Origin of the sequence: Metallosphaera cuprina Ar-4 (genome assembly GCF_000204925.1) — an archaeon.
Classification (GTDB): Archaea; Thermoproteota; Thermoprotei_A; order Sulfolobales; family Sulfolobaceae; genus Metallosphaera; species Metallosphaera cuprina.
Map to the genome: position 1 here is coordinate 537,396 of NC_015435.1, position 17,018 is coordinate 554,413.

A 17,018-nucleotide genomic window follows, 5' to 3' on the forward strand; every position below is an offset into this window, starting at 1 on the left:
AAAGGTCCAAAAAACTTGCAAATCAGCGATGTAGTTCAGGACGATCGTTTCATTAACCCTTTTATGTATAGAAAATAAGATATATTCATGCCGTCCGTTGTTACCTCTTTGATCATCGTAGCGGTTACTCTTCTCTTAGCTATAGCGATATTTGCCCTCTTCTCATCATACTTCTCGATTCAAGGCATATCTTTGAGTCAGACCCAAATCTTGGTGTCTCAGGCTAAGCAGACCCAATTGACCGTCTCCCCAATCTCATATCAGGGGATCGGACCCGACTTTTCTTACTTTAACGTATCTTTCCTTGTTTGGTACTCCACCCCAGTGAAGAACGTTTCAATAGTTACCTTTGTGGCTAATCCCTTGCCTGGCCTAGGTCCCTATTTGTACACCCCTCTGGGAGGGCAAAACTCAACCGTGTTAGAGAACGTTAGCGGAAAATACGTCCAGTTAACTAGCTTTAAGTTGGACGGCGTAGTTAGCGTCCCTCAAGGACAACAACTGAATTTGAACGCGCAGGTTTACTCGTCTAAACCAGAAGGTACTTTCTTAATTAACGCGAAGGTGAAACCGGGTCAGATCGTGGTAGTTTGGTTGTTAACCTACGAGTTTGGGAAGTGGTATAGGGTTTATTACACTTACGTTAATCCATCTAACGGTGGGCTAGGCTTATACGTGGTCACTCATACTCCACCTTTTGATCTAAATAGTACAACGACCTCATACAAACCTCCGCATCTTTTCTCGAGCAATCAAGGTGTTCAAATTGGCCTCTGGTTTGAACCTCTTATGAATTCAACCCAGAACTCCTCAATAGTTTACTTCACGTTCAATAGCACGAACAATAAATACCACTACATCTGTGTGTACCAAAGCGGTCTGACTCTTTATTTGAAGAGCAATCTAGGTGGGTCCACCAATATTGAATCATTAGGTACTGTTTCTCAATTTAATTTCTATTTTATTAATATTTCGTATGGAAACCAGGTAAACAACGGAGTTACATTGTATAATAGTATGAAAGATGAAATAAAACAAATACCTCTTGAAAGTCAAGGAACGACAAACAGTTACATAGGTTCAATTACGTTCGGATCTAAGAGCTCAACGGATGAGATAACTCAAGCCTTTTTGGTAACTCAAAAGGATAACGGTCAAAAAAGCCAGAAGGATAGCGGGGCCGCTTTTTACAACGTTTCATCCACGGTACTACAACACAATGCGTTCTACAATAATACAGTTAATTTATATAATATAATTAAAAACAACAATGATAAAACTCTAAATGGAATAGTTTACTGGTTCTTCGTGTATCCTTCCTCTTCTCCTCCTCTGCAAACTTACGCTTTGCTTTGGTATTATCCAAACGGTGCTGAAACGTTATCTACGTTATACATACCTCCTGAGTCAGGCTCTAACACTTGGATAATAGGTTAACGCGTAGAAAAATCGCGTTCTAGAGGTATAAGGTTAAAGCGTAAATCTTTTTTGATACGCCCGACTTTAAAGATAGGGACCCGTAGCTCAGCCAGGATAGAGCGCCGGCCTCCTAAGAGGTCGAAGTGAGCCGAGGGTCGGGGGTCCGAATCCCCCCGGGTCCGCTCCCTCAACCTATGAAATCCCTTATGTTGATTACCTGGCTTCTATCAACTAGGAGAGTACAAACGTCATACACCTTTTTCGATCGAGTTAGTACGACGAAGTCGCTCGTTACTGAAACCCCTCGCATCTCTATGATCTCTTTATCAGCCTTGCTCGCCACTTTGGCATTTATTCCCATTTTTCTCAACTTGGCTGCGATTTCTCCGCTTCCGCTCACCTGAGAGTCTAGTACGATCAGGAACTCCAGACCTAAGGATAGGAGGAGTTCGGCTACAGTGATCAGAGCGTGAACGATCCTAGAGTCCTGTTTCTTCTTTCCAGACGCTAAGTCCCTCAAGAACAGGTCATCGCACAAGAAGACCTGATCTCCGTCCCAAACGCTAAGTAGGGTTAACCCTACGTTAAACCCGTCAATTATAAGCGTTCCATCCAGCCCTATCTTCTCTCTAACTTCTCTAGCTTGGCTCTCCGAATGGACGCATCTATATAGGAGGAGTCTCTCCTCCCTGCTCAGCTCATATCTCCCAGATATGAGATCTAAAGAGGGTTTTGAGTTATATCCCCTGTCCATAAGGTATCTGTAATCAAGAATAGCCCGACTTAATTGCTCTCTCCACGATATCAATTATCTCCTCCTTTTTACCTTCCATCATCAGTGAAGCGAAGGTCCCCTTTCCCCCTCCCTTAGCTCCAGCTTTAACCAGGTTGTTAACTATGAAGGAAACGTTCAAGTCTCTGCTAGTTCCTATATCAACTTTGAGCTTACCATTAGTTTGGCTAACGTGAATAGCCACTACCTTTTCCTTAGATGTCAATCTCCTTATCGCTTCTTTCTCCAGTTCCGTATCAACCATGGTGGGCAATAAGGCTAGAGTTATCTCATTTATTCTCCTGAGCTCAACTACTCTCTCCACTCCCTCTAGGAACTGTCTCCTATAAGAGGCTACTAACTCCTTCATCTCCTCGTTCTCTTCTATCAACTTGTTTAACCTGAACTCTAGTTGGGACGGTGAAGTTTCTAACTTAGAGGCCAGCGACGATATCTTATCCTCGAGTTGCCTAGCGTAAAGAGACACTACGTCACCAGCTACGTACTCTAACCTGATTATTCCATCCTGTATCTTCTCCACGTTTATTATCTTGACCCCTCCTATATCAGCGGTGTTAGAGACGTGGGTCCCTCCGCAGCTCTCTACGTCCCAGTCCTTGATGTCTAAAAGCCTTAGGGTCGGCTTGTTAGGAACTCCTCCTTCGTATATGGACACGCCGAACTTCAACTCCGCCTCAGTTCGGTTTATTTCGAATGGGGTTACTGGTCTTCTATCATCGATCACCTGATTGGCCATATGCTCCAACTTAATGATATCTTCCTCGCTTAGGTTTTTATGATGGGTTATGTCGAGTCTAGCCTTTTCCGGGGTCTTCTCAGCCCCAGCCTGCCATACGTGATCCCCTAGCAGCTTCTTGGCCGCAGCTAGAATCACGTGAGTCGCCGTGTGATGTCTCATCATTCTAAATCTCCTCACCCAGTCTATCTCCCCTTGGACCGTCTCATTGCCTTTAAGGTCAACTTCTCTCTCCATAACGTGTACTACAACCTCGTTCACTTTCTGAGTGTCCACGACCTTTATCCTCTCGTTCCCGATCGTGATCCATCCCTGATCTCCTAGCTGGCCTCCGCCCTCAGGGTAGAACACAGTCCTGTTTAGAACGAGGTACTTCCCTATGGACTTGATTACCTTCCCTTCGAACTTCCTGGCGTATTGATCTTGATAATAAACCTTCTCTGTGGGTTCCAAGTCCTTCACCTGGTTTACAACCTCTAAAGGTAACTTAGTCGTTTCCCACTCCTTCTTAACTGGTGCGCTCTGATGTCTCTTGGCCACAATAGAGTAGAAATTGTGAGGGATTTCTACTTTCAAGCCTTTGGACCTCAATTCATCAGCTATTAAATCGGGTGGAATTCCATGAGAGTCGTAAAGCCTTATCAAGTCCTCCACTCCTACATCCTTTCTTTGAGCGAAGGAGTTCGCCACAGCGGTCATCTTAGTTAACACTTCCCTGAACTTCTCCTGCTCCAAATTGACCGCGTCAATTATGTAATCCCTGTTCCTATACAATTGGGTGAAGTCCTTTCCCCAGAACTCTATTTGCATCTCTACTAACTCCGATAACCTAACATCAATCCCTAGAAGCTTTAATGTTCTTAGCGCTCTCCTGATCAGTAGCCTTCCTAGGTAACCCTCACCTCCACTTGATGGAACTAGACCGTCTCCCAACATTAAGGAGATGGTCTTGGTGTGATCTAAAACTTGGAAAACTCTAGCAGCCCTCGTGAGCTCATCACTAACTTCCTTGACTGGTAGACCCAGAGTTTGGGCGACTTGTCTCCTATGTTCTTCTACGGTGCTCGGCAGATCTGGATCTATTCTGCCAGCGTATCTGGAGGCTACCTTGAGGATTCCGTTGTCCAGCCTGGGCATATTAAGCTTCCCCACGAACTTATCTACGAGCTCTCCATAGATCGCATGGAAAGACGTGGGAGTCTTTTGGGTGAACCAAGCCAACCTTTCAATTCCATATCCTGTATCAACTATCTTCAACTTTAAGGGAACGTATTGATCCCCTTTGATCTCGTATTGCATGAAAACTAGTGTAGCGAGCTCAAGTCCCCCCACCGTAACCTCAAAGGAAGGTCCAGCGTTTCCTCCTCCTTCCCACCAAGACTCCTTAAAGTTGAGGAGCTCCTCAGGGATCTTCATCTCCTCGGTAAAGAACTCCTTAGCGTAAGCTACCGTCTCATCCTTCCAGTAGATAAACTTATCTGGGTAATTGAAAGCATGATGTCCTCCCATCTCGAAGGTGGTCAAATGTCTCCCGAATGTGATCCCAACGTTGTCCACGTCATCCATTCTTATACAAGGTTGGGATATCACAAGAGGGTTAGCAGGGGGCGGTGAGACTCCACTGGTTATGTAAGGCTGGAAGTCGACAATGCTAGCTATAGTTAAGTAAAGGTCCTCTCTCCATCTAGCTAAGACCGGCTTGGGCTGGATCACCTCATGACCGTTTCTCCTAAAGAAATCAAGGAATTTCCTCCTAGCCTCACTCATGCTCAAGTTGAGTGAGCCCTCCTTCATGTCTAAGAAAGTGTAATCAGAGCAAGGGATGTCTGCGCAGTCCTCACGCGTCTTGTCTTTACTCCAGAAAGGGGTTCTACAGACCTTACACTCTCTTCTGAGATAGTCGCGATCTAAAAAGAACTTCAACCTGTACTCTTCAGAGTTTCCCTTCATGGTTATAAAAATCGAGGAGAGGATTAAAACGTCTTCTAAAAAACTAATTTATCCAAACAGAGAGGACAGCCCACCAGCTATCTCTTCGTCGCTGGGTCCTTTCTTCTCTTCCTCTTCCTTCTTCTCTTCCTTCTTCTCCTGCGCAGCTGGGGCCGCGGCCGGAGCAGCTACTACGGGCATAGCAGTTGCGTTCTTTAACACTTCGTCTATGTTCACTTCCTTTAGAGCGGCCACTACAGCCTTGACCCTAACTTCATCAACCTCTACTCCAGCGGCCGAAAGTACTCCTTTTACCGCGTCCTCTGTTATTTCCTTCTTTGCGGAGTGCAAAAGCAAACTGGCATATATGTATTCCATTTTTAATCACCTATGATGTGGAGAACGACTTTAAAAAACTAATTTATCCAAACAGAGAGGACAGCCCACCAGCTATCTCTTCGTCGCTGGGTCCTTTCTTCTCTTCCTCTTCCTTCTTCTCTTCCTTCTTCTCCTGCGCAGCTGGGGCCGCGGCCTTAGGTACTTGTATCCCTAGGTCAACCTTTCCGCTTATAGATGAGGCTAGAGCGTAAGCTTTAGTCACAGCTCTACTTAATACCGCATCGGCTGTCTCTGGAGTTAAGAACCCAGCTTCTCCAGCTAGAGCAGTTGCCCTCATGAAGGCCTTACCTAACGTTAGTTTCAGCACCTCTGGAACCGGATAGGCTATCTCAACCCCAAGAGCTAGAGAGTTTCTAGACGCCTCACTTATCATTGCCACATAGTTGTCTAAGTTTATCTCTAGCTCGCTTACAGGGATTATAAGCTGATCGTGATATGCCGCCTTTAGCTTTAGCTTAACGTAAACTGGCATTATTCCCAGTTTCTGAATTATGGGTACGGCCTCAGCAGGTATAGGATCACCTGGCTTCGCTATTACAGTATCCTTAATCACATGAACCTTACCGTCCTGAACCTTAGTCTGAACCTTAAGTTTACCGAAAGTGCTCAATATTGGACCTGCGGTCATCCCAGTGTCCCCTGCTGGTATCACCACCTCTTCGTCAGCCTTATCACCGGGCATAGGGTAGCGTTTCAGCTTGAACTTTGAGAGGAAGATAGATATGGCGAAAGGATTCTCGTTGGAGAAAATGAAGGCGTTACTCCCGGTTATGTAGCTCTCGAGTTTTTGAGTATCCAAGCCAGCTCTCTTAGCAGCTATTAAGAACAACGTGTTCTTTGTAACCTTAATCTCAGCTTTCCCCCTCAACTTCTTCCTGATCTCGTGTAACTTATCTGCCGGGAAACCCTCTATGTTAACTATTATTAACGTTTTAGAGTTCCTTAGTTTCTCCTCTATCTCCGAGACCTCATCAACTTTCCACTTTGGAAGTTCCCTTTCTTGAGCTAAACTCATGATCATCACTTCAGGTTAATCTGAACTGGTTTACTCATTGTGGTTTTGATATATATAGCTTTGACGTAAGAAGGCCCCTTAATCTTTCCTTCTATCGCGTTAAGAACTGTGAAAACGTTCTCAACCAGGTCATTCACTCCCTGATCTTCCGTTCCTACGAACGTCTGAGTGTGGGGTTGGTCCTTTGTCTTGACTAGTGTAGATCTCTTATACCTCATAATGTACTCGCTAATGTCAGACGAGGAAGGTAATGGAGTAGGGAACTTACCTCTGGGACCTAGAGAAGGACCGAGTATCCTACCAGCCAACGACATGGAGTCTTGAGAGATGAGGAACCACTGGTTTTTGCTAGCCAGTTTCTTTACTGCCCTCTTTGCGCCTTGAAGCTTCTGAAGTTCTTCCTTGGAAAGGATAACGTTCGGCTCAGCCCTCTTTGCAGATTCTATCTGTTCAAGCGAAGGTACTACTAGAACGTTTCTAGGTTTAGAGGGTGGTCTAGGTAATACTACTGCCTCCCTGAGCTTTATGTCTCCCCTCTTCATGTCGACGTCCTTGAAAGCTATTATAAGCTCAACACTCTGCGTGAACTCCCTTTTTGGGTTGTTCTCTTTCTCTAGGACCTTTTTTACGGCCTCTTCAATTCTCTCTTTAGAAACTATCATTTTATCACCCTAAGAGTTCCACTTCCCCTCAGCTTCTCTAAGCTTTTCGTCATATTTACCTTCTTCTATCTCTTTTACAAGGACCTTCGGATCCTTGTTTTCAACAGTTAGTCCGATGCTCTTCGCAGTTCCCAGTATGCTTTTGACAGCTCCCTTGAGTTGAAGGGCGGTTATTGAAGGTTTCTTAGATATGGCTATCTCGATTACGTCTTCAATTGAGATGTTTCCGACTTTTTTGTGTTCTGGATCCCCAGAAGGCTCGTTGGCTCCAGCCTTCTTGAGGAGGAGAGAAGTAGTGGTCGGAACTCCCACCGACAGCTCGTACTTTTTGGTATCAGTATCAACATCCAACGTCACTGGTACAGTCATACCTTTGAACTGAGACGTAGCTTCGTTTATCTTCTTAACGACTTCCCCAACGTTTAACCCAAGTTGGGACAGGGTTGGAGCGAGGGGTGGACCCGGTTTTACGTTCCCTCCCTCTACCACTACTTTTATTGACTTTTTCGCCATTAAGCTCACCTTAACTCTTTTTTACAGTTCTGACTTGATCCACAGGTATTGTTACCTGTAAGGGAAAGGCTGATTCCAGTATATTTAAAACTACTTCTCCGCGTTCTGCGTTATATCCCATTACTTGAGCCTGCATCCCTCTGAACGGACCAGAAACGACCTCCACCATGTCTCCCGTTTTGATCGCCGGACCTGTAGGCTTCTTAGATACCATGTTCATGATGTCAGTCTTAGGAACTAGACCTGGAGCTATACCTCTAACGTGCCTTATGCCGGATATTATTAACTTTACGACGTGAGGACCGGAGCTCTCAACTATCAAGTATCCCTTAAGGGCAGGTGGGACTATTATAGAAAAGACTTCATTGATTCCATTAGTCTTTATCCTCTCCTCTAACATGATCGCTACGCTCATCTCTTGTCCTCCAGTCACCTTAATCGCATAAAAGTTCCTTACTTTTGAGGCTTCCAACTTACCATCCCTCTAACCAAGCAGTATGGAAAAGGCTAACTGTACTAGGAAAGCTAGCAACCCGACGAAAAGGAGAACGATAAGCGTCACTCTCAAGTTTAGGTAGAACATGCTTCTGTCAGGTTTCTTTGACACACTGATGATCCTCTTCCAGTCCTCCCTCAGCTTCCTTAACCTATCAGCTAAACCCATACTCTCATAATCATTTGCATAAAATATTAATTTAACTAATGACGTTAGCTGAGGAGGCGTTCTGTAAACCAGTCTGGGTTAAACTTAACCAAAGAGTCGTAATCTTGACCCATTCCAAGGTACATCACCGGTTTACCCAGTTCGTAGGCTAAGGAGAGAGCTATTCCACCTTTCGCGTCAGCGTCAACTTTAGTTAATATTACGAAGTCGTATCCCACCGCCTTCTCAAAATACTCGGCCTGTTTCAACGCATCGTTCCCTGCTAACGAATCTAATACAAGGACCTTCAAGTTAGGTTTTGCAATCCTCACCAATCTTCTCAACTCTTCCACCAGGTCTTTGTCCGTATGCATCCTCCCTGCAGTGTCTATTAAAACCGCATCAATACCTCTGCTCTTTGCGGATTGGATAGCGTCGAAAGCCACCGATGCTGGATCTCCTCCGTATTTCCCTTTGACTAACGGTACCTCAAGCTTTGACGCATGTACGGCTAACTGCTCCTGAGCGGCAGCTCTGAACGTATCTGACGCCGCTATTATAACGGAGAGACCGCTCTTTTTTAGCAACATAGCAAACTTAGCAATAGTTGTGGTCTTTCCTACTCCATTAACCCCAAAGAACATCACAACGAAAGGCTTCTTAGACGTTTTAATGGTTTCCACGACGTCCTTTTCTATGTAATTTTTTTTCAGTATATCCTTTAATGATTTTTTTAAAGATTCATGTATTAATTGTTCCAGGTTCTCCTTTCTCGAAACTTTCTTTCCAACAAGGTTTCTCTTCAAATCCTCTAGTATCTTTTCTGTGACTTCAAGTGAGACGTCATCTTCTAAAAGCTCAAATCTGAGCTCATCGATCAGATCTGAGACGTCCTCCTCTTTTATCTCCTTGTATCGTATGAAACCAAAGAGGTCAAATTTTCTATCCTCTCGCCTCTGGACGTTCTCACTGTTCTGCACAGCTTGATCTGCAATCCGTTGTTCAGGTTTCAGTTCCGTCGTCTCTCTCTTAGGGGTCTGATCCTGTTCTGGAACCTGAGTGTCACTGGTAACTACAGGTTCTTGAGGAGGACCGGAGGGCCTCTCCGTCTCCTTTATCTCCTCTTTCTTCTCTTCAAGTTTATTTGAAATCTTTTCCGTAAAGGAAGAAAAAGCCTTCTTCAGCCTGTCGAAACAGTTCACTCACCTGAACGTTGAGACTGTTGAGCTCTGTTTAAGAACTCAGCTATCTGTGTGTACTCCTCTAAGGCCTTATTTAACCTCTGCGTTATATCCTGTAAGCTTTTATTTAACTCGTCCTCCTTTTCATCAAGTATCTTAGAGGCTTGGTCCGGCTCTATTTCAGCGTAGTAACCTAATCCAAGGTTAACAAGTACTTTGGAAATGGGTATTTCGTTTACCTTCAGCAGTACGTACCCTCTCCTATCTGCAGAGAGCATTAGATCTTTCCCTTGAGTCTTGAGCAAATTTATCGCGTCTTTAGAACTCTTTACAGAGTTGAGCGACTCATAAACCTCATCCCTTAACTTCTGCAGCGCATCTATGCTCTTCCTTAACGCATCTGCTTGGGCAAGTAAATCCTCTAGGCTCACCACAACTCTTCCAGGGCTTGTTGAGTCAGACATCATTATCACAATATTATCTTATCTAATTTAGACAGTTCTTTTATTCTTTTTTCTTTTGAAGTTGAAGGATCAATTTCCTTAATTTCTACAATGTTTATATTCTTCCTTCTTATCTTATTTTTACTTCCCAAATCCATGTAGACCTTTTCTTTAGCCTGGTTTTCATTAAGTGCCCTAACGTATTTTACAAACTTTTGCCTTATAGGAAATTCGCTCTCGTTGAAGAGAGCAGACCCAACTACCATGAAAGTTTTAACTTCTGTCATCTCACTCACTAAAAGCTCTCTGTATTCTTAAAATCTCTGGCCCAGTTGTCGAGGACCCAACGAGGACGCCATGCCTATTAGCTATCATCCCACTTCTTACGAAGGCGTTACCGAAGTTAACAGTGCCAACCTCTAAGTTCACCTTAAACAGAGCGCTTAGGGATTTGAGTTCACTCTCAGGCGTCTCTATATGTACTAATCCGCCATTAGAGGTCACAACTCCTACAGACCCAACTATAATCACTTGAGCTATGCTACCTTTCTTTATCTCTTCTACGTTTAACGCCTTTTGAATGGATTTCACTTCGGCATCTGAAAGTTCTGGATACACCATCGCTCCCTTATCGTTAGTAAGGATTATGTTACCAAGCGCTGTTGCTCTCACATCTAGAACCTCCAAGTTAACGTCTTTGGCAACGTTTTTAATTCCCTTTATCTCCTCCTCCTTAGCTATCCTGGGTAGGAGGATCGTTCCGTTGTTTCCAGTGACGAAAATTCCTATCAAGAAACTGTCAGCCACCGTGGTCTCTATTAGCTCCGTGTTCAGATTTTCCTGGATTAAGCTCTTAGTTTGCTTATCTAAGTTAGTTGGTATAATGGTGTACTTATCGTTTGTAAAAATGTACACCCCTACGTTGTCACTTCCAAATACGCTGAATCTCTGAATGTTCATTCAGGTTTCACTGCTAGTTTCACAAGAAAAGTCTTTTCACCAATTTTATTGATTGATACTCTAACCTTTCTCGCTATCTTATCCCTCGAGTTAGTAGATAACTTGCTCACTAGAACTTGATCTAGCACCACTTTCTCAGCTCCAAAGTGCCTTCTTACAGTGTCTCTTATCTCGTTTAAAGCCCTCTTAAACTTCACAGGTTTCTTAGATTCGTGAGCCTTGCTAAGGTTAATTATCATCTCAAAGTTATCCTTCTGTTCCATATCTCACACCTTTAGGTCATTCCTTCTCCAGTTTCTTCTCTTAGGATTCAACCTAAACTTCCCGTTCGTCTTTAATATAACCCACGCAGGTACTGCCGAGTTCGATTTCAAAGCTTTACTTAGCCTTCTCTTTACGCCTGATGGCTTATATCTACTCATTTCCAACCCCTTTCTCTTATTTGTATCTTGAAATCCTTCTTGCTCTGGTCAGCTATTTGGGATAGGATCTCTTTAAGCTCATCGTCTGTCACAGGTATCCTTATTCTGCCTGCCTGAGCTAAAGCTATCAACTGATCTTCAAGCGACTCAGCAAGCTCAGGTTTAATTAGCTTAACGTTAGTTAGTCTCTGTCTAGCTTCTGGAGACAGGATAGAACGTAATAGAGCCTCCTTTCTTGCCTGCAACTCTGCTTTTTTCTGCCTCTCTTCCGCTGCCCTTTTACTTTCAGTCTGGGCCCTCCTTCTAATCAACTCCTCTAACTCCGGATCTGTGTAATCATCTTGAGACATGGTATCACTCCGAGTATTTCTTCAAAGCAGGATTATTGTTAGCTAAATCTATAAAGATTTCGTGAGAAAGCTTATTCAATAAGGAAACTCCCTGAGGGGTTAAAGTTCTTCCTCTCTTACCCCCCTTGCTCTTTGAGACCAGGCCAGCCCTTTCGAGCTGTTGAAATATCAGCCTTGTTGGATGGCCCGATGCCCTAGCCGAAATAGGAGGTTTAGTGCCTCTCCTCTTGAGCCCTCCGTACAATCTGGCCGACTTGGACACGCCGAAAGAGTTCATAACGTAGAGCTTTCTCAACAACGATGCTGCCCTCATATACCACCATGACTGGGGATCGTCTGGAATCCTCTCTTTAAATGAGGCAGTTTTCGCTATGAGAGACCATTCAGGCGGTTTAACTTCATTAACGTTATTCCTCAGGTACTCTGAAAGCTTCTTTACCAGCAAATCCGGTGGTACCATCTTAGCGGTTATCATATCAATACATGCTCATTCCCGAAGGTTTAAAAATTAACCTCATCAATATATCAGCGTGAAATTACACATAGCTTCCCCACAGGAGATTAGGGAAGGAAAGATAACCGATATCTACTTTGAGAGAACGTCTAAGGCGCTTGAGAAAGCTGGGATAACAGACGTAAAAGTGAGAATGGAGTTTCACTCCTATGGACTTCCCAAAGGGTACGAATGGGCCGTATTCGCTGGGCTTGAGGAATCTCTTTATCTGCTAGAAGGAAAGGACGTCAACGTTTACGCCATGGATGAGGGTACTATCTTTAGAGAGGTTGAACCTGTAATGGTGATAGAGGGAAACTATATGGACTTCGGAGTTTTAGAGACGTCAATACTCGGTATAATCAGACATGCCAGCAGTATAGCAACTAAAGCGGCTAGAGTCAAAAGTTTAGCATTAGATAAGCAAGTTATATTCTTTGGTCTCAGATCTGTTCATCCGGCAATAGCTCCAATGGTAGATAGGTCGGCTTACGTAGGCGGCATGGATGGGGTATCTGGAGCCTTTAGCGAGGCCGAGTTGGGTGTGAAACCCTCTGGTACCATGCCTCACGCTTTGATGCTTGTAGTTGGAGATAACGTAAAGGCGTGGAGCCTCTTTGACAAAGGCGTTGATCCTGAAGTACCTAGGATCATGCTTGTAGACACGTTTGAGGATGAAAGAACTGAGGCGCTGAAGGCTGCACAACTTCTGGGAGATAGGCTTTACGGAATTAGGTTAGACACACCTTCAAGTAGAAGGGGGAACTTTAGAAAGATAATCCAGGAAATTAGATGGACCCTAAACCTTCACGGTTACTCAAACGTCAAGATTATAGTGAGCGGTGGGTTAGACGAGGCTCAGATAGTTGAGCTTAGGGATTACGTGGACGGTTTCGGGGTCGGCACGAGCGTTGCCTTTCCGAGTAGTGTAGACTTTAGTGCAGACATTGTAGAGAAATTCATAGAAGGTAAATGGGTACCTATTACAAAGCGGGGTAAATGGCCTGGATTCAAACAGGTTTTTCGATGCGGGAATAAAGACTATATAGTCCCTTGGGCTAACGAAATGAGCTGTGAGCCTCTCGTTAAGAAATACATGGAAAATGGGAAGATGGTGAGGGAGTTGCCAACTCCAAAAGAGATTAGAGAAAAAGTCATATCTCAACTGAAGGAGTTTCAAGTTAATATTTCAAGTTGAGATCTACTCTATAACGACTTCCTTTAGTCCTTCTATACCTCTATTGAACGCAATTTCGGCAATTGGCTCCATTCTCCTGATCGCGTTGTAAAGTCTAAGGTTAAGCGTTCTTATAGCTGTTGCAACTTTTGGTGCGTTCATTCTCTGTATTTTCTCCTCTAAAAGCAGGGCGTCAGATAACAGTACCCTCCTCAATGTTCTCAACTCTTCTAGCGCCTCGTTTACTAACTTTATATCCTCTTTATTCAACACTTTAACAACGTGATCGATCACCACCGACGTCTGATCGATAAGCATATCCATTTTATCCCATGACATCTTAAGAAGTGCTAGATCTTCAGGATGAAGACTTAGAAGATCGTTTGCTGCCTCACTTATTTCGTCTGCGGCCTCTTCAGCAGCCTTCATGAGGATCCTATTTCCTACGATCTGGATCCTTTTGACACCAATCATGTAGGCTAGACTTCTATTTACTTGCGCGAGCAGTAACTGTCTAAGTGAAAGGTAGTACAGCCTATCCACTTCTTTCTCTAACTCTACTACCTCCTGAAGGAAAGTTCTACTAGCCTCTCTTATACCTAAGTTAAGGTAGTGTAGCATTTGCTTTAACGTGTTAGTTAGCCTATTTACTAAACTCCCAATGTTATACTTTGTAGGATCTAAGAAGGACTGGATCTGAATACTTGTTATGTCCTGAGAGACTATCTCCAGTCCAATGAGGCTTCTCACCGATTCCTTTATTTTTCTTAACAGGTCTTCGCTAAAGGGACCGTTAAGTGTTTCTATTGTTATTTTATCAAATCCTAGAATATATAGACTATAGATTATTCTGGTCATCAGTTCGGGTGAGGTTGTGATAGAAATCTTGACTTTCATCTCTCTTGGGACGCTCTCCGTCCTAAGGTTAGGTGGATAAACTTTGAGGCTGCCGTCCTCATCTACCTCTAAGTAGATGCTCTCTCCGGGGTTTAAACTGACCTCTTTAACCCAATCTGCTGGAAGTGAAACCATGAGAGTAGATTTCCCGAATTTTTGAACTCTTCTAACTTCCATATAACTCTCTATACAGTTCAAGAGTATATAAAAGTAATTTAAACCGTGTCTATATTGTTTTGACAACAGGAATAATGCCGAAATTTTTAGTGTACATTTTGTCTTCGCCATAGGAAGGTATAATTCTAACTCCATATGGCCTCCTCTTTAGAGTGTGAAGAACTAGTAGGTCCTTCATTATTTTTATAAAATATTCCTTATCATAGACTATTCCTACCATGTCAAGTCCTGCCGCACATGCGCTGCTCATGTTAATTAGGTGAGATAAGGTTAGTTTGCCCTCAATAGCCCTTTTCTTGAGCACATCATCTTCTGCAACGGGCAGCATAACCTCTGAAAAACCTATAGGATCTATCCCAGCTTCAATGGAGCTCTTAAGTATAGCTCTATTAAGGTCAAAAATTATGGATAAGACCCCTGGGGAATACAATTCTTTTCCGAGCCTACTTTCAATCAAGAAGCCCACACTTTCTTCGTTCCAAGGTGATACCGACGGATCTACCCCCAGGAACTTCAGACCTGTCCTTTTCTCAATCGACTCACCTATCTCTTTTGCCTTCATTAAAGACTCTGTTATCTGTCCTCTCATTACCTCTTCAACGTATATTAAAGACATCAAGATGCCAGAACGTATGCCGTCTCCAGAAGACGTAGGATAATATGGCGTCAACAGCGTTTCGTGGTTTAAAAGAACAGCAAATCTAGTAGCCTGTTCTGGCTCGAGCTCACCTATAATCTTAACTACTCTAGGGATGTCATCCTCTTTTCTCAACATCACGTGTGCGAAAAGTTTGTCAGAGGAGGACAATAAACTTGGGATTTGAGATATGCGCGGGTCATCACTCATTAAGGCTCCTATAGAGTAAAGGAGGTTAGGCTCCTGCAAGTAATCGACTAACTTATCCAAGCCGATTCCTACAGGTGGAGGTAACGTGAGCCTCTTAGAGAACGTATCTATGTCTAAAGAAGTTAGCTTTGACGAGATGTCCTCAATGGAGGGCCTTGAGATCTCCTTAGCTACGGCCGTTAGAGATCTTACTTTCATAATTCAATGGATACTTTCATCAGAATAAAAACTTGTAACTTTCAGTTTACCGCGTATATTATTTAGTTAATCAAACCATCATGAGGGCCTCTAAGAGAAAAGGTGTATCCGGGATCATAGCTAGTATAATTCTCATTATAATATTTATATCTGTGGTAAGTGTAATCCTCTATTTTCAAAACGTTTCATTCCAAGGAATTAGGGCAGTCACAAGCGACTTAAACAACGTACCAGCTAGTATAGTCGAATTGCCAGGGGATAGGATTTATTCAGATAGGCCTGTAACCATTGCGTACGTAATTTATCCAGATGGAGAAACTGAGCAGCTCAACATGTCAATAAGTTCAGATCCCGTGTCAATAAGTTCAATAATTGGCGGTTACAAATGGGCCATACTGGTAACCAACCAAGGGGAGTACTTTAACGTATCAAATATACCTCCTTTATCGCAAACGGATACGTTAACTCCCACTCTTCCGATCCCGGATCTACCTCCTGGATCTGTTTTGGGGGCGTACTCGATCCAGGACTTTAACGTATATACAGATCCCCTCGATCCAACGTTTAAGGTAACTGTACCTACTCAGTCCTACTATTACGTACCAGGGCAATATAACATAGGCGATGAGATACCTCAACAATTCCAAAGTTACGCTTCGTCCAATTTCGAGAATTTTAACCCCATCATGACACAAGGATTTACTTTTATCTATCCTCAACATTTCGAGGATAACTCAATTTATAACGCATCATTGCTTTTCCCATTTTATAACGGCACTTCTATAAACTTGAACATATCGTGGAGCCTTGGACAGGTGTTTCAGGGAGGGACGTTTAGTGCAGGTGTTATCTCTCAAACCCTAGGACCTGAAATCGACTGTGGTTATTTCACTCTACCTTTATCATTAGTTATAACCTCAGGTCAGAGCACAGAATGGATTTGGATAGAATACCACAGCTACTCAGAGCATATCGTTGCTCTCGCGAGCTATACTTCGTTTGGCGTTGGTAACGTAATGGATAATCCAGATATAGGTTTTTACATTGTTAAGGTCAACGGAATAACCGCGATATCTCAAGTGCAACAGTTCCAGGGATCCCTTAGTTTGGATATACAAGATACGCCAAAGGGTTTAGAGTTTCTTATAAACGGTGAACCTCTTGTGTTTAACAGCGTATCTTTTGGTAGTTCAGGATATCAGGAGGACACTCCTTTCGTTCCTGCTCACCTCATTCATGGGGTGGCCATAGTTAACCTACCGGCAGGGTCGCAAGCATCATCAGGAAGCACTGAGGTTAAGGGTAACCCCTCCATACTACTCTCTGGGATTCAGATCTTGAATAGAACTACTTTAGAAGGCGTGCCCACAGGTTCAGTGTCCCAGGTAGGCGATGGTGGAGTCACATTGGTTAACACCGGGATATTTTGCTACGTAACTCAGGGAAACCTCTACATGTACGAGGTAAACGTGACTCTGGACTCAACCTATCAGTCAATAGTTTACGCTGATCCAGTAATCTTCAACGGGAATCAGTATTACATAGGAACGTGGGGTTACTTTTCACCCAATATCGAGCCACTAACGATTTACCCAGGTGTACATAGTTACAAATTCTACTTCGGCGTAACTTACTCATACGTTCAGTGGGGTACCGGTCTGACTATAAATCCCTCGCTGGACAAGGGACAGATTTACACTTCAACCCTCCCCCTGTCCAACGGAGGAGAGGCATCACTTAATTTAGTAGCCTATTAGAGCGAGT

General features: G+C 43.6%; 21 protein-coding genes and 1 tRNA gene. 4 read left to right on the top strand and 18 right to left on the bottom strand.

Annotation, left to right across the window (positions count from 1 at the left end):
• Nucleotides 1-87: 87 nt before the first annotated feature.
• Both MCUP_RS03015 and MCUP_RS03020 read left to right on the top strand, forming a co-directional pair.
• Nucleotides 88-1,437, top strand: a complete 1,350-nt coding sequence (locus MCUP_RS03015) for a hypothetical protein (RefSeq protein ID WP_013737192.1) — start codon at nt 88-90, stop codon at nt 1,435-1,437.
• 76 nt (nt 1,438-1,513) lie between these two features.
• Nucleotides 1,514-1,601, top strand: a tRNA-Arg gene (locus tag MCUP_RS03020).
• 5 nt (nt 1,602-1,606) lie between these two features.
• Here MCUP_RS03020 and MCUP_RS03025 read toward each other — a convergent pair.
• The 16 genes from MCUP_RS03025 to MCUP_RS03100 are packed head-to-tail and all read right to left on the bottom strand — an operon-like array spanning nt 1,607 to nt 11,940.
• Nucleotides 1,607-2,227, bottom strand: coding sequence for a DUF434 domain-containing protein (locus MCUP_RS03025; RefSeq protein WP_083808561.1), 621 nt, complete (start codon nt 2,225-2,227; stop codon nt 1,607-1,609).
• Complete coding sequence (alaS, locus tag MCUP_RS03030) at nt 2,187-4,898, bottom strand: alanine--tRNA ligase (protein ID WP_013737194.1); 2,712 nt, start codon at nt 4,896-4,898, stop codon at nt 2,187-2,189. The genes MCUP_RS03025 and alaS overlap by 41 nt, the downstream gene beginning before the upstream one ends.
• A gap of 48 nt (nt 4,899-4,946) precedes the next feature.
• Nucleotides 4,947-5,255 carry a 50S ribosomal protein P1 gene (gene rpl12p, locus MCUP_RS03035; RefSeq protein WP_013737195.1) on the bottom strand — a complete coding sequence of 103 codons (309 nt, stop codon included), beginning with the start codon at nt 5,253-5,255 and terminating at the stop codon, nt 4,947-4,949.
• A 43-nt stretch (nt 5,256-5,298) separates the two neighbouring features.
• Entirely contained in the window at nt 5,299-6,300 is a 1,002-nt protein-coding gene (locus MCUP_RS03040) for a 50S ribosomal protein L10 (RefSeq protein WP_148230891.1), read from the bottom strand.
• The gene (locus MCUP_RS03045) at nt 6,297-6,953 is read right to left on the bottom strand and encodes a 50S ribosomal protein L1 (protein WP_013737197.1); all 657 of its coding nucleotides are present in this window, start codon (nt 6,951-6,953) and stop codon (nt 6,297-6,299) included. Before MCUP_RS03045 ends, MCUP_RS03040 begins: the two co-directional genes overlap by 4 nt.
• Nucleotides 6,954-6,962: 9 nt before the next feature.
• The gene (locus MCUP_RS03050; RefSeq protein WP_013737198.1) at nt 6,963-7,466 is read right to left on the bottom strand and encodes a 50S ribosomal protein L11; all 504 of its coding nucleotides are present in this window, start codon (nt 7,464-7,466) and stop codon (nt 6,963-6,965) included.
• A gap of 10 nt (nt 7,467-7,476) precedes the next feature.
• The gene (locus MCUP_RS03055; protein ID WP_013737199.1) at nt 7,477-7,938 is read right to left on the bottom strand and encodes a transcription elongation factor Spt5; all 462 of its coding nucleotides are present in this window, start codon (nt 7,936-7,938) and stop codon (nt 7,477-7,479) included.
• Nucleotides 7,939-7,950: 12 nt separating this feature from the next.
• Nucleotides 7,951-8,130 (bottom strand): preprotein translocase subunit SecE, encoded by a 180-nt coding sequence (locus MCUP_RS03060; RefSeq protein WP_013737200.1) that lies wholly within the window; start codon nt 8,128-8,130, stop codon nt 7,951-7,953.
• 44 nt (nt 8,131-8,174) lie between these two features.
• Nucleotides 8,175-9,311, bottom strand: coding sequence for a signal recognition particle-docking protein FtsY (ftsY, locus tag MCUP_RS03065; RefSeq protein WP_013737201.1), 1,137 nt, complete (start codon nt 9,309-9,311; stop codon nt 8,175-8,177).
• The gene (gene pfdA / locus MCUP_RS03070) at nt 9,308-9,757 is read right to left on the bottom strand and encodes a prefoldin subunit alpha (protein WP_237698016.1); all 450 of its coding nucleotides are present in this window, start codon (nt 9,755-9,757) and stop codon (nt 9,308-9,310) included. The genes ftsY and pfdA overlap by 4 nt, the downstream gene beginning before the upstream one ends.
• A gap of 2 nt (nt 9,758-9,759) precedes the next feature.
• Complete coding sequence (gene rpl18a, locus MCUP_RS03075; RefSeq protein ID WP_048057418.1) at nt 9,760-10,020, bottom strand: 50S ribosomal protein L18Ae; 261 nt, start codon at nt 10,018-10,020, stop codon at nt 9,760-9,762.
• 1 nt (nt 10,021) lies between these two features.
• Nucleotides 10,022-10,693, bottom strand: coding sequence for a translation initiation factor IF-6 (locus MCUP_RS03080; protein WP_013737204.1), 672 nt, complete (start codon nt 10,691-10,693; stop codon nt 10,022-10,024).
• The gene (locus MCUP_RS03085) at nt 10,690-10,956 is read right to left on the bottom strand and encodes a 50S ribosomal protein L31e (RefSeq protein ID WP_013737205.1); all 267 of its coding nucleotides are present in this window, start codon (nt 10,954-10,956) and stop codon (nt 10,690-10,692) included. Before MCUP_RS03085 ends, MCUP_RS03080 begins: the two co-directional genes overlap by 4 nt.
• Nucleotides 10,957-10,959: 3 nt before the next feature.
• Nucleotides 10,960-11,115, bottom strand: coding sequence for a 50S ribosomal protein L39e (locus tag MCUP_RS03090; protein ID WP_013737206.1), 156 nt, complete (start codon nt 11,113-11,115; stop codon nt 10,960-10,962).
• The gene (locus MCUP_RS03095) at nt 11,112-11,465 is read right to left on the bottom strand and encodes a DNA-binding protein (RefSeq protein ID WP_013737207.1); all 354 of its coding nucleotides are present in this window, start codon (nt 11,463-11,465) and stop codon (nt 11,112-11,114) included. Before MCUP_RS03095 ends, MCUP_RS03090 begins: the two co-directional genes overlap by 4 nt.
• Before the next feature lie 4 nt (nt 11,466-11,469).
• The gene (locus MCUP_RS03100) at nt 11,470-11,940 is read right to left on the bottom strand and encodes a 30S ribosomal protein S19e (protein WP_013737208.1); all 471 of its coding nucleotides are present in this window, start codon (nt 11,938-11,940) and stop codon (nt 11,470-11,472) included.
• Between the two features lie 55 nt (nt 11,941-11,995).
• Between MCUP_RS03100 and MCUP_RS03105 the strand changes: the two genes are divergently transcribed.
• Nucleotides 11,996-13,156, top strand: a complete 1,161-nt coding sequence (locus tag MCUP_RS03105) for a nicotinate phosphoribosyltransferase (RefSeq protein WP_013737209.1) — start codon at nt 11,996-11,998, stop codon at nt 13,154-13,156.
• A 3-nt stretch (nt 13,157-13,159) separates the two neighbouring features.
• On the opposite strand, the gene MCUP_RS03110 is transcribed toward MCUP_RS03105, so the two are convergent.
• Both MCUP_RS03110 and MCUP_RS03115 read right to left on the bottom strand, forming a co-directional pair.
• Nucleotides 13,160-14,209, bottom strand: a complete 1,050-nt coding sequence (locus MCUP_RS03110; RefSeq protein ID WP_013737210.1) for a phosphate signaling complex PhoU family protein — start codon at nt 14,207-14,209, stop codon at nt 13,160-13,162.
• A gap of 49 nt (nt 14,210-14,258) precedes the next feature.
• Entirely contained in the window at nt 14,259-15,254 is a 996-nt protein-coding gene (locus tag MCUP_RS03115) for a DUF711 family protein (RefSeq protein WP_013737211.1), read from the bottom strand.
• A gap of 80 nt (nt 15,255-15,334) precedes the next feature.
• Here MCUP_RS03115 and MCUP_RS03120 point away from each other — a divergent pair, with 80 nt between their 5' ends.
• Complete coding sequence (locus tag MCUP_RS03120) at nt 15,335-17,011, top strand: hypothetical protein (RefSeq protein ID WP_013737212.1); 1,677 nt, start codon at nt 15,335-15,337, stop codon at nt 17,009-17,011.
• Nucleotides 17,012-17,018 lie beyond the last annotated feature (7 nt).

Excerpts from the sequence above, each read along its gene's own strand:
- MCUP_RS03015 (WP_013737192.1), top strand. The coding sequence starts at position 88 with ATGCCGTCCGTTGTTACCTCTTTGATCATCGTAGCGGTTACTCTTCTC.
- alaS (WP_013737194.1), bottom strand. The coding sequence starts at position 4,898 with ATGAAGGGAAACTCTGAAGAGTACAGGTTGAAGTTCTTTTTAGATCGC.
- rpl12p (WP_013737195.1), bottom strand. The coding sequence starts at position 5,255 with ATGGAATACATATATGCCAGTTTGCTTTTGCACTCCGCAAAGAAGGAA.
- MCUP_RS03045 (WP_013737197.1), bottom strand. The coding sequence starts at position 6,953 with ATGATAGTTTCTAAAGAGAGAATTGAAGAGGCCGTAAAAAAGGTCCTA.
- MCUP_RS03050 (WP_013737198.1), bottom strand. The coding sequence starts at position 7,466 with ATGGCGAAAAAGTCAATAAAAGTAGTGGTAGAGGGAGGGAACGTAAAA.
- MCUP_RS03060 (WP_013737200.1), bottom strand. The coding sequence starts at position 8,130 with ATGGGTTTAGCTGATAGGTTAAGGAAGCTGAGGGAGGACTGGAAGAGG.
- pfdA (WP_237698016.1), bottom strand. The coding sequence starts at position 9,757 with ATGATGTCTGACTCAACAAGCCCTGGAAGAGTTGTGGTGAGCCTAGAG.
- rpl18a (WP_048057418.1), bottom strand. The coding sequence starts at position 10,020 with ATGACAGAAGTTAAAACTTTCATGGTAGTTGGGTCTGCTCTCTTCAAC.
- MCUP_RS03080 (WP_013737204.1), bottom strand. The coding sequence starts at position 10,693 with ATGAACATTCAGAGATTCAGCGTATTTGGAAGTGACAACGTAGGGGTG.
- MCUP_RS03085 (WP_013737205.1), bottom strand. The coding sequence starts at position 10,956 with ATGGAACAGAAGGATAACTTTGAGATGATAATTAACCTTAGCAAGGCT.
- MCUP_RS03090 (WP_013737206.1), bottom strand. The coding sequence starts at position 11,115 with ATGAGTAGATATAAGCCATCAGGCGTAAAGAGAAGGCTAAGTAAAGCT.
- MCUP_RS03095 (WP_013737207.1), bottom strand. The coding sequence starts at position 11,465 with ATGTCTCAAGATGATTACACAGATCCGGAGTTAGAGGAGTTGATTAGA.
- MCUP_RS03100 (WP_013737208.1), bottom strand. The coding sequence starts at position 11,940 with ATGATAACCGCTAAGATGGTACCACCGGATTTGCTGGTAAAGAAGCTT.
- MCUP_RS03110 (WP_013737210.1), bottom strand. The coding sequence starts at position 14,209 with ATGGAAGTTAGAAGAGTTCAAAAATTCGGGAAATCTACTCTCATGGTT.
- MCUP_RS03115 (WP_013737211.1), bottom strand. The coding sequence starts at position 15,254 with ATGAAAGTAAGATCTCTAACGGCCGTAGCTAAGGAGATCTCAAGGCCC.
- MCUP_RS03120 (WP_013737212.1), top strand. The coding sequence starts at position 15,335 with ATGAGGGCCTCTAAGAGAAAAGGTGTATCCGGGATCATAGCTAGTATA.